The organism is Roseomonas sp. TAS13 (assembly GCF_001950415.1).
Classification (GTDB): Bacteria; Pseudomonadota; Alphaproteobacteria; order Acetobacterales; family Acetobacteraceae; genus Roseomonas; species Roseomonas mucosa.
In genome coordinates this window covers 1-11,839 of sequence record NZ_BDLP01000122.1, presented here as the reverse complement: position 1 = coordinate 11,839, position 11,839 = coordinate 1, and the positions used below count along the sequence as shown (strand labels likewise).

The window sequence follows — 11,839 nt, the reverse complement described above, 5'->3', positions numbered from 1 at the left end:
TCGCCTTACGGTGGAGCTGTGCGTAGATGTGATCAAGAGACAGCCATGGGCGGCAGGTGCAGCAGCATCGTAAACCGCGTGCTGCGCTCGACAAGCGTCCCGATCGCCGAGCGGTTGAGGCCGAGAATCAGGTCCCCCTCCCAGTGCCCCGGCACCGCGCGGTCTGTCGCCTCGGCTGGCCGCTCGCTGATCATGATCTGCGGCGTGATGAACGACTTGCCCCGTCCGGCCGTGCGGGCTTGCGACACCCGCAACGCCCGTCCCGTGCGCAGGCATTGCGTCAGTTCGCGTTTCAGCGCTCCCCGGCCCTGGACATAGAGGGCCTGGTAGATGGCCTCATGGCTGATGCGCATGCCCTCGTCATCCGGGTGGTCCAGCCGCAACCGCGCAGCGATCTGCTGCGGGCTCCAGGCCCTCGCCCATCGCCGGTGCTGCCAAGGCCCGTGGCGCCGTCCCTTCCAGGGCACCGATGGTCCTCGCACCTCGGCTCCGCCTGGGAGAGCGACCAAGCCCGCCAGTCGGGCCTGAACATACCTCCTCAGCACCGGGTTCGTCGCCAGCTTTGCGTGCTTCGGACGGCGCGCCGCCCGCTCCGCATGCCACTGCGCCGTCGTCGCCCGGTAGTCCAGGTTGCCGCCACGCGTCGCTGCGTTGCGCCTCAGCTCTCGCGAGATCGTGGACGCCGCGCGCCCGAGGCGGCGCGCGACCTCCCGCACGCCATGTCCCTCGGCACGCAACAATGCGATCTCCTCCCGTTCTGCGAAGGACAGACGCCGGCCCGAGAGCGGCTCCGACGCCCGCGACAGATGCGATGGCGCCATGCCGCCCGACGTCCGGAACCACCGTGCCCCAACCGGTTGCGACACGCCTACCTCCATCGCCGCGTCCTCGCTGGACAGACCCTCGACGATCAACGCCCAGAACCGCCGTCGGTGCTCCCGCATCCCCACGCCTGGCCGCCCTGGTGACCTCAGCTTCGCCCGCAAGGACCGATCCGAACGCCGCTGTCCCGCCATCGCTTCGCCCTCCCACGGGTGTTGCGACGACCACGTGAATCCACCCAGGTAGCGCCGGACCGCCCAGAGGATTACCTCACCGGTGAATCGCCGCCCCTCGAAGGATCAGCCCTGCTTCGCCGTGCTCGCCTGATGCCGTCTCGCCATCTGCGGCTTCTATCTTGCCGTAGCTGCTCCGAAAAACTGCAACAGAACCGGTCGAGTTTCTACTTGCATTCATGGGGGCATCCACACACGGGGCGGTTCACTCACCCTGCTGAACCTCGGGGCTCGGCCCTAGGCTTGCGCCCACGCCAGAAGAGACGGTCGAGCGCCAAATAGACGACCGGCGTGGTGTAGAGCGTCAGCAGTTGTGAAAGCACCAGCCCACCGATAATGGCGATGCCCAGTGGCTGTCGCAATTCCGCTCCCGTGCCTGTCCCGAGGGCGAGCGGCACCGCACCAAAGAGGGCGGCCAGCGTCGTCATGAGGATCGGGCGGAAGCGGTCGCGGCAACCAGCAAGGATAGCCTCCAGGCTATCCGCCTTCTCCTCCCTCTCATGACGTAGCGCGAAATCCACGAGCATGATCGCGTTCTTCTTCACAATGCCCATCAGCAGAATGATGGCGATCACGGAAACGATCGACAGTTGCTCGCCCGTTACCAGCAGCGCCAGCAGCGCGCCCACGCCCGCCGTTGGCAGGGTGGAGAGAATAGTGAGCGGATGCACGTAACTCTCATAAAGCACGCCCATGACGATATAGATGGAGATGATCGCTGCCAACAGCAGCAAGGGCACACCGCTGATGAAGCTCTGCTGCTGTCCTGCCGTGCCGGCCGCTGCACCACGGATGGTCGCGGGCATGCCGATGTCAAGCTGTGCCTGCTTGATCAGCTCCGCCGCATCGCCAAGCGCCACGCCGGGGCGCAGGTTGTAAGAAATGGTGACCGCGGGCATCTGCGCCTGATGCGCAACCTTTGGCGAGGCGGTGGTGTGTTGGATGGTCACCAAGCGTGAGAGCGGGACCTGGGCGCCGTCGGTGCCACTCACAAAAATCCGCTGGAGCTGTGTCGAGTCCGACTGCAGCTCGCGTGACACTTCCAGCACGACCTTGTACTGGTTGTTCGATCGATACATGGTGGAGACCTGGCGTTCTGAGAAGGAGTCGTTCAGCATGTTGCTGATGTCCTCAACTGAGACACCCAGACGTTTGGCCACGTCACGATCGATGATGAGCTTCTCAACCAAGCCGGATTCCTGCTGATCGCTCGAAACGTCGGCGAGCTGCGGCACGGTACGGAGCTTCTCGACCAGCTTGTTGGTCCAGGCCGCGAGCTCGCTGATGTTGTCGCCCAACAGCGTGTACTGGAACTGTGCGTTGCCGCTGCGTCCGCCGATCATCAGGTCCTGCATCGCGCGCAGAAACACGTTCACGCCGGGAACAGCCGACAGTGGCTCGCGCAACCGCTCGATCACCTGCTGCGCCGAAACCTCACGTTTCCCAACCGGCTTTAGTTCGACAAAGAATGTACCGTTGCTGGTGCCGCCGCCCATGAAGCTGGAACCCACCGACGAGCCCACGCCGGCCACCGCCGGGTCCTTCAGGATGATGTCCACAGCCTTCTGCTGCAGCGAGGCCATGCGGGCATAAGACGTATCCGGCGCAGCCATGCTGGCGCCGCCGAGAAGGCCGGTGTCCTGGTCGGGGAAGAAACCCTTCGGAACAGCGACGTAGAGATAGCCGGTGAGCACCACCAGGGCAAGATTGAGGAGCAGCATGCTGCGTGGAAAGCGCAGCACCACCTTCAGGCTGCGCATATAGCCGTCGACGATCCGGTCGAGCCCGCGCTCAAAGGTGCGCCCGAAGCGGCCGGGCGGGCGTTCGTCGTCACCACCCCCCATGTGGGCGGCCATCATCGGGGTCAGTGTCAGAGAGACCACGGCAGAAAGGGCCACGGCGACAGCGAGGGTCACGGAGAATTCGCGGAACAGCCGCCCCACTAGCCCTGGCATCGCGAGCAGCGGGATGAAAACGGCCAGCAGCGAGAGGGTGATGGAGATGACGGTGAAGCCAATGCCTCGCGCACCCTCCAAAGCGGCTTCAAGCCGGCCTATGCCCCGTTCGCGCATACGCGAAATATTCTCGATCATGACAATGGCGTCGTCGACCACAAAGCCGACCGAGATGGTCAGTGCCATGAGCGAAAGATTGTTCAGCGAGAAGCCCAGGAACCACATGACCGCGAGAGTGCCGAGCAGCGAGAGCGGTACAGAGGCGCTGGCGGCGAAAACAGGCCCCAGGCGGCGCAGGAACAGGCTTACCACCATGATCACGAGACCTGTGGTGATGAGCAGGGTGAACTCCACCTCTTCCACGCTCGCGCGGATGGTACCGGAACGATCGCTGAGTACGCCTAGCGTCATCTCGCCCGGCAGGAAGTTGCGCAACTGCGGCAGCATCGCCGTAACGCCATCCGCCACCTCAATGACATTCGCGTCCGATTGTTTGAACACCAGCATCACAACGCCCGGCTTGTTGTCATACCAGGCACCCTGGCGGGACGACTTGCTGCCGGCGGAAACGTCCGCGATCGACGACAGATGCATGATGGCACCGTTGGCCGACTTGATCGCCAGGCGGCCGTATTCGTCGACGCTGTTGAGCCCATCATTGACCTGGATGATACCAACCTGACGCTTGCCGTCGATGGAACCAATAGCCTGGGTGACATTGCCGTCCGTGACCGCGGTGCGGATATCCTCCAAGGTGACGCCAGCCGAAGCAGCAGCCGAGGGATTTACCGCGACGCGGACCGCCGGCTGGTCGGCACCCATGGCCTGCACTGAGGCCACGCCGCGCACCTGGCTCACGCGGGGGGCCACAATGGTGTCCGCCACATCATAGACCTGGCTCGCGTTCATGTTCGGCGAGGTCATGGTCAAGATCATCACCGGCATGTCAGCCGGGTTCATCTTCCGCACTGTTGGCGAGTTGGGTAGAGACGGCAGGTCGGCCCGCGCGGCGCTCACCGCGGCTTGCACGTCACGCGCGGCGGAGTTTACTTCACGCGAAAGATCAAACTGCGCAATGATCGAGGTGCTGCCCTGGCTTGAGGTCGAGGTCAGCTCCGTCACGCCTGCAATCTCGCCGATGCGCCGCTCGAGCGGGGCAGCGACCGTTGCCGCCATTGTCTCGGGATCAGCGCCCGGCTGACTGACCGAAATCATGATCGTAGGAAAATCAACGCTGGGCAGTGCCGAAACCGGCAGGTCACGCAGTGCGACAAGACCTGCGAGGCAGAGGCCCAGCGCCAGCAGCAGCGTAGCCACCGGCCGCCGGATAAAGAGGGTCGAGACGGACATAGCTCAGTGGGCCTGCACCGTCTTGCCCGGGCCGCCCCAGTAGCGTGCGCGGAGGTCTTCCATCGCCAGATAAATCGCTGGCGTGGTGAAGAGCGTCACGACCTGGCTCAGCAGCAGGCCACCGATGATGGAGACGCCGAGCGGGATGCGCAGTTCCGAGCCCATGCCTTGGCTGATCACTAGGGGCAGGGCACCGAGCAGGGCAGCCAGCGTCGTCATCATGATCGGGCGGAAGCGCATCAGGCAGGCGCGGTAGATGGCCTCGTGCGGCGGCAGGTTCTCGTCTCTTTGCGCTTCCAGGGCGAAGTCAATCATCATGATTGCATTCTTCTTTACGATGCCCATGAGCAGGATGATGCCGATCAGCGCCACGACCGAAAGGTCCAGGTCGAAGATCCGCAGCGCCAGCAGCGCGCCGATTCCGGCGGAAGGCAGCGTGGAAAGAATGGTCAGCGGATGGATCAGGCTTTCGTAGAGGACGCCGAGCACGATGTAGATCGCCACAACCGCGGCGAAGATCAGGAAGGGAATGCTGGCGACGGAGCTATTGAATTCCGCGACGTCGCCGGTGAAGCGGCCTGTCATGCTCGCGGGCATGCCGATCTGCTGCTCGACCTGCGTAATGGCATCCACGGCCTGGCCGAGCGAGACGCCATCGGCCGTGTTGAAGCTGATGGTCGCCGAGGGGAACTGCTTCTCGCGGGTGACCACGAGCGGGCCTGTCGTGGTGGTGATACGTGCGACCTCGGCCAGCGGTACCAGCGCGTTATCCGTGCCGGGCAGGCGCAGCCGGCCGAGCGCCGTCGCATCGCCCTTCATCCGTCCGCCGGCTTCCAGCACCACGCGATACTGGTTGCTCTGGGTGTAGATGGTGGTGATCTGCCGCTGGCCGAAGGCACTGTAAAGGGCGCTATCGATTTCGGACATTGTGACGCCAAGCCGCGTCGCCTTGTCACGATTGACCTGCACCATGATGCGCATGCCTTCATCATGCTGGTCGGAAGCAATGTCGCGAAGCTGTGGAAGCTTCGCGAGTGCCTCAAGCAGATTCGGCATCCAGGCTGAAAGCGTCGCGTCATCGCTATCGGTAAGCGTGTACTGATACTGCGTGGTGGAGAGCTGGGCGCTGAGCTGGATGTCCTGCACCGCAACCGGCCAGGAGACCATGCCTGGCACCGTCGCGAGCTTCGGCTTCAGTCGTGCGATGATGGCCTGGGCACCATCGCGCTCCCCGCGTTGCTTAAGAACAGCGGTGATGCGCCCGGCATTGGTGGTGGAATTGACGGTGCCACTGCCGGTGATGGACATCACGGAAACAACGGCAGGGTCGGCACGGACGATCTCGGCGACCTTGGCCTGCAACTCGTTCATTCGCGCGAAGGAAGCATCCTGCGGCCCCTCGGTGGTGATCTGGATCATGCCGGTATCCTGCGCCGGCAGGAAGCCTTTCGGCACCACGACATAGATTGCGATGGTCGCGATCAGCGTAAGCCCGGCAACCGCCAACGTCAGCGCATGATGTGCCATGGTCCAGCTAAGTGCAGACGCATAGGCATCACGGAACCTATCGAAGACGCGCTCGGAAGCACGGGCGATACGGCCTGGCTTATCTTCCTCCGTGCTTCGCAGCAGCAGCCCGCACATCATGGGTGTGAGCGTGAGCGAGACGAGCATGGAGACCAGCACCGCCGCCGTGAGTGTTTCAGCGAATTCACGGAAAAGCCTGCCTACAACGCCCGACATGAAGAGCAGCGGGATAAAGACGGCGATGAGCGACAGCGTCAGTGAGATGATGGTGAAGCCGATCTGCCTAGCCCCCTCGAAAGCAGCCTTGAGCGGCTTCTCGCCCTTCTCGATGAGGCGGACGATGTTCTCGATCATGACGATGGCATCATCGACGACGAAGCCTGTCGCGATGGTCAGCGCCATGAGCGAGAGATTGTCAAGCGAATAGCCCATGGCATACATCGCAGCGAAGGTGCCGATGATGGAGATGGGCAGCGAGACGGCCGGCACCAGCGTGGCGCGCGCGGTGGGCAGGAAGAGGAAGATCACGCCCACGACCAGGGCGATGGAGAGCACAAGGGTGAACTGCACCTCATGCACGCTCGCGCGGATGGTCTCGGTGCGGTCCGCCACGACGTCCAGCTTGATGCCCGCCGGAATCGCCGCCTGGATCTCGGGGAGGCGCGCGCGGATGCTCTCGACCGTATCGACGATGTTGGCCCCGGGCTGGCGCTGCACATCGACCAGCACGGCCGGTGTGTTGTTGTACCACGCCCCGTTGCGGTCGTTCTCCAGTGCCTCGACGGCCTCGCCTACATCATGCAGCCGCACGGCGGCGTTATTCTTCCAGGCGATGACGATGTTCGCGTAATCCGCTGCCGAAGCCATCTGGTCGTTGGCCATGATGGTCGAGCCCTGGCGTGCGCCGTCGAAGGAGCCCTTGGCGGAATTGACGTTGGCGGCCGCGATGGCAGTACGTGCTGTATCGATGTCGATGCCATAGGCGGCGAGCCGCTCCGGGTCGAGCCGCAGTCGCACGGCAGGGCGCATGTTGCCTTGCACCGTCACACGACCCACGCCTGACACCTGGCTCAGCTTCTGTGCGATCAACGTATCCGCGCTTTCGCTGAGCCGATCGACTGGCAGCGTGTCGCTGGTGAGCGCGATGGTAACGACCGCAGGGTCCGCCGGATTCACCTTGAAATAGGTGGGCGGGTAGGGCAGGTCGTCCGGCAGCGTCGCGTCCGCGGCGTTGATCGCGGCCTGGACGTCCTGCGCGGCGTCATCGATCTTCTTGTCGAGGTCGAACTGCAGCGTAATCCGGCTCACACCTGGCCCACTGGTGGAGGACATGGTGCTGAGGCCGGAGATCTGCGCGAACTGCCGCTCGAGCGGCGCTGTCAGCAGGACGGCTGCCGTATCGGGTGAAGCACCGGGAAGCTGCGTCGTCACCTCGATGGTCGGGAAATCCACCTCCGGCAGCGCCGAAACCTTGAGCTGTGAGTAACCGAGCAGGCCCACGAGAAAAAGCGCGGCGGCCAGCAGCGTGGTGGCCACCGGGCGGGCGATGAAGGGACCGGAGATGTTCATTGCTTATTGTCCACTCACCGACACCTTGCTGCCCGGCGTGAGTCGGAGGGCGCCCGAGGTGACGACGCGATCGCCCTCGTTGAGGCCTTCACCAATCACCGCGAGATCGGCGGTCTGCACGCTGATCTTCACCGGCCGCTTCTCGACTGTATCGTCCTGCTTCACGACATATACAAAAGCACTGTCGGGGCCGCGCTGGATCGCGATGATCGGCACGGTCAGCACATTCTTCCGTACCTCCAGCTGCACGCGGACATTGATGAAGGCACCGGGCCAGAGTGCTGCGTCGTCGTTCGGGAAGCTCGACTTCACCTTGATTGTGCCGGTGGCGGAATCGATGCTGTTGTCGATGGTGCTGATCGTGCCTTCATGAACTGTCTGATCGGCCGCTTCCGCATCGGGTATCGTCCGTACCGGCACGGCGCCAGCAGCCTGAGCGGTCTTGATGCGCGGCAGATCCTGCTGCGGCAGAGAGAAGGTCACAATGATGGGGCGCAGCTGGCTGACCGTGACGATGCCGTCGGTGTCGGTGCTGCTGACAAGATTGCCGACATCAATGCCGCGGATGCCCACACGCCCGGCCAGGGGCGAACGGATCATAGTGCGGTCGAGATCCACCCGCGCGCTGTCGACCGAGCCTTGATCCTGCTTCACCGTGGCAGTGTACATCTCGACCTTGGCGCGTTGCTGGTCCAGATCCTGCTGCGTGACGCTCTGGCTACGGATCATCGCCTGATAGCGGCGCAGATCGACCTGCGCGCCGGCCAGTTGCGCCTGGTCATAGGCGAGCGTACCCAGCGCCTTGTCCAAGGCAGCGCGATAGCTGCGGTCATCGATGCGCGCCAGCACGTCACCCGGCTTCACCTCCTGCCCGTCGGCGAAGGCGATCTCCGTGATCGTGCCGGCGACCTGGCTTTTCACCGTCACGCTGTTAACGGCAGCTACCGTGCCGAGCGCATCGACCGTCAACGGCACGTCCTGCCGGCCCGCCGCCGCGACGGTGACGGGCATAACACTGGCCGGTGGTCCTGCCTGCTGCTGCTCCTCCTGGCCGAAGAGCCACCAGGCTCCTCCGGCGGCGGCAAGAAGAACGATGATCCAGCCGATCAAGCCGCCGCGGCGCCTCGGCGCCGAGGGCACGCTCATGCTGGATTGATGTTGGGTTGCGGCCGTGCCGCGCGTCTCAATGCCAGCCACCGCCAAGCACCTTGAAGAGGGTCACCGCGGCTTCGAAAGTCGTCAGCCGCGCCTGCACCAGGCTGATGCGGGCGGAGAAAAGGGTCTGCTGCGTCTGCAGCACAGTCGTCAGGGTCACGGTTCCTCCCCGGAGCTGGGATTCGGCAACGGAATAGGCGCGCTCAGCGCGATCAATGGCGATACGGAGCCTGCGCTCCTGTTCCTCGCTCTGGCGGAGCCCAATGATGGCGTTTTCAACCTCCTTCAGAGCGGTCATGATGGCTGAGCGATAGGCGTAGAGCAGTTCCTCAGCCTCAGCCTTGGACAGCTCAACCTGCCCGCGGAGGGCGCCGCCATCGAAGACGGTCTGGGTCACGCTCGCGGCGAGCGACCAAAGGCTGGCGGCCGGCGTGAAGAGCGAGCTCAAGGCGGCGGCGCTCCACCCGGCCTCAGCGGAGAGCGTCACGCTCGGCAACAGGTTGGCCCGGGCGACGGCGACATTGGCATTGGCAGCGGCAAGCTGCGCCTCGGCCGCCTGGACGTCCGGGCGCCGCGCGATCAGCTCGCTCGGCTGGCCGGGCGAAGCATGTGGCACCAGCAGCGAGTCGAAGCTACCGCCGGTGATCATGATGTTCTCCGGCGCCTCGCCGAGCAGCACGGCGAGCGTGTTGCGGCCTTGTGAAGCCGTCTGCTCCAGCACGGGGATCTGGGCATCCGTCTGCGCGACAGTTGTCTCCTGCTGGAAGACATCCAGTGACGTCGCAGTGCCACCCGCGAGCTGCGCGCGTAGCACGGTGAGAATGCGCCGCGCGGCCGCCAGGTTCTGGCGCTGAACCACCAGTTCTGCTTCGGCCTCCAGAACCTCGAAGTAGGTGTTAGCGACGGAAGCCAGCTGCGTCAGACGCACCGTCTCCGCATCATATTGCGCATAGCGCAGACTCTGCTGGGCACTTTCCGCTGTGGACCGGTTCTTGCCCCAGAAATCGATCTCGTAGCTGGCGGAGGCTGTGACGCTATGCGTGCTGGTCGTATAGGCACGCCCGCTCGTACTGCTGCGGCTGCGGCTGTTATCCGCACCGACGGAAACCGTGGGCAGCAGCGAGGCGCCGGAGATACGCAGTTGCGCATCTGCCTGGCGGATGCGTGCGATGGCCTGGGCGATATCGAAGTTGCCTGTGTTAGCCTTCTGCATCAGCGCATCGAGTTCGGGCGAGCCGAAGCCTCGCCACCAGTCCGGGCTAGGCCAGTTCGCCGGTGTTTGACTTTCGCCGAAGCGCACGGGCAGGGTGAGGCCAGAGCCGGCCAATTCGATCTTCGGCCCGCACGCCGCGAGCGCAAGCAGCCCGGCTAGCGTGGCCCGACGGTCGAGACGCCGCATGCTCAATCGTGTTCCTTGGGCAAGTGCTCGGCGAAGGAGCGGCGGCCTTCGGGCGAGACCTTGGCCAACCCCTGCACCACTGCCTCGCTGAAGAGATCGGCGGCGATGGTCCATTGCCGGTTCCAGTCTTTCATGGCTTGCTGCAAGGCACCAGCATCGAACGGCTCGGCACGGGTCGCCTTATCGACAGCTGCACGACGCTCCTGCAACTTGTGGAAAGTTGGGAGAAAGTTGGCCTGCTCCGCCTCCAGCACCGCGCGAAGGGTCGGGCGATCGGCGGCTGGCATGTCATCGATCAGCTGGGCCTGGATCTTGGCGATGCTCGGTGGCCCGTGGTCCTGCCAGCGAGTCCCGATCCAGACGGCGAGTACGACGTTGAGCGCGAGCGAGGCACCGGCAATCGCGGTGTCCACCTTACGGGAGAAAATGCGGATCACAGCAGGCTCCCCAGGAAGGTGAGCGTTTGTAGGCCAGTTACGATGTGGCTCTGATCCGGGGATCCCCAGATGATCCAGGCAAAGCCGGCGGTGAGGACCGCGAGGGCGCTGACGCCAGCCGGGACGAAGGGCTCCAGCCGGGAAAGGGCGCCGAAGAGGCGTGGGCACGGGCTTGGAGCGGGAAGGCGAGCGATATCCGCTGAGATCTGGCGGCGGAGACGGGCGAGAGTCTCTTGCGTGGCATGCGGACTACTGGCCTCGATAGCACGGTCGAGCTTGTCAGCTTCGGCAAGCATCGCCGCCGCCTTGCCGGAGCGCGCGATGAGGGCGAGGGCAGCCGCTTGGTCCTCTGTGGGCCAGCGGACGGGCTCGGCGCCATAGACGGCGAGAAGTTTGGCAAAACGAACCTCATTCATGGCTTTACTCCGCGCAGCCGCGCGTTCAGCAAGTGCCGCGTCCGGCGCAACAGCCCTTCCAGGGCGCGGATGGAGACGCCGAGCATCTCGGCTGCCTCGGCTCCAGCAAATCCCTGGTCGTAGACGAGGGCGATGGCCGCGCGCTGCCTGCCCGGCAGCTCAGCTATGGCAGCAGCCAAGCGCGTGTCACGCTGGACGACAGCGAGAGCGGCCTCGGGATCACACGCCGGGTCCGGCAGTTCCATCGCGTCTTCCAGCGGCTCACCCGGCCGGTGGCGGCGGAGTGCGTCGATGGCGAGGTTGGTCACGATGCGGTTAAGCCAAGCGCCAAGCTGACCTCGGTTGGCGTCGAAGCGCGCCGCTTGCTGCCAAGCGCGCAGGAAAGTCTCCTGCGCAACATCCTCAGCATGGTCGTTATCGTTGAGAATGCGTCCCGCGATGGCATGCACGCGGGCAAGGTGGCGGAGGACGACCTCTTCGAAGGCCAGTCGGTCCCCGACGGCCGCCCAGGCCATGAGCGTCTCGTCGCTGGCGGCGGGGCGGTTTCGATCCAGCGAAGGTGGCTTAGTGCGGCTTTCTCTTATGCAATTGCTAAAAAGGCTCATCGCGCCTCGGCGCGGCAAGAATAGGGCAAGACTATGCATCCGGCGGTCTCCATTAGGGTTACGGACGGCTGCCGGAAAACCCACAAAAAATTCTGGGCTGGCAAAGTTGGCTGACAGGCTTGGTGTTCCAGGGTGACGAGATAAATGTTGGGATCGCGGCGGAACTGGGTGTGTAGCTTCCAAGCGTGGCGTCACCGTTCGAGGTGCTGGCGCAGTTCAGCCAGGGTGCCCCTACAGAGTCGGCCACACTACACGACGCTGGTTCTGAACGACCTGTATTTGGCTTGAGCCCAGATATGTTGCCAAAGGTCTTGGGCGGCGCCTGGCTGTGTGAGGATCCAATGCCGGAGGATGTCAAGGCCGGTGCGGAA

General features: G+C 64.2%; 7 protein-coding genes and 1 pseudogene. All 8 read right to left on the bottom strand.

The genetic code is table 11. From position 1 onward, the window contains the following. Positions 1–50: 50 nt before the first annotated feature. Positions 51–1,016, bottom strand: a pseudogene (locus ROTAS13_RS11470) (IS30 family transposase); the annotation flags it as partial. 248 nt (positions 1,017–1,264) lie between these two features. Beyond that, positions 1,265–4,360, bottom strand: coding sequence for an efflux RND transporter permease subunit (locus ROTAS13_RS11465; RefSeq protein ID WP_075822403.1), 3,096 nt, complete (start codon positions 4,358–4,360; stop codon positions 1,265–1,267). A 3-nt stretch (positions 4,361–4,363) separates the two neighbouring features. Beyond that, entirely contained in the window at positions 4,364–7,456 is a 3,093-nt protein-coding gene (locus ROTAS13_RS11460; protein WP_075822402.1) for an efflux RND transporter permease subunit, read from the bottom strand. Positions 7,457–7,459: 3 nt separating this feature from the next. Continuing rightward, a complete protein-coding gene (locus ROTAS13_RS11455; RefSeq protein ID WP_171979081.1) occupies positions 7,460–8,566 on the bottom strand; it encodes an efflux RND transporter periplasmic adaptor subunit in 1,107 nt (368 codons plus the stop codon). Between the two features lie 73 nt (positions 8,567–8,639). Further along, positions 8,640–10,010: an efflux transporter outer membrane subunit gene (locus tag ROTAS13_RS11450; protein ID WP_075822400.1), complete on the bottom strand. Its 1,371-nt coding sequence runs from the start codon at positions 10,008–10,010 to the stop codon at positions 8,640–8,642. Positions 10,011–10,012: 2 nt separating this feature from the next. Then, positions 10,013–10,447, bottom strand: coding sequence for a periplasmic heavy metal sensor (locus tag ROTAS13_RS11445; protein WP_075822399.1), 435 nt, complete (start codon positions 10,445–10,447; stop codon positions 10,013–10,015). Further along, positions 10,444–10,863, bottom strand: a complete 420-nt coding sequence (locus ROTAS13_RS27130; RefSeq protein WP_075822398.1) for a hypothetical protein — start codon at positions 10,861–10,863, stop codon at positions 10,444–10,446. Before ROTAS13_RS27130 ends, ROTAS13_RS11445 begins: the two co-directional genes overlap by 4 nt. Further along, on the bottom strand, positions 10,860–11,468 hold the full coding sequence (locus ROTAS13_RS11435; protein ID WP_171979080.1) for a sigma-70 family RNA polymerase sigma factor: 609 nt from the start codon (positions 11,466–11,468) through the stop codon (positions 10,860–10,862). Before ROTAS13_RS11435 ends, ROTAS13_RS27130 begins: the two co-directional genes overlap by 4 nt. Positions 11,469–11,839: the final 371 nt, after the last annotated feature.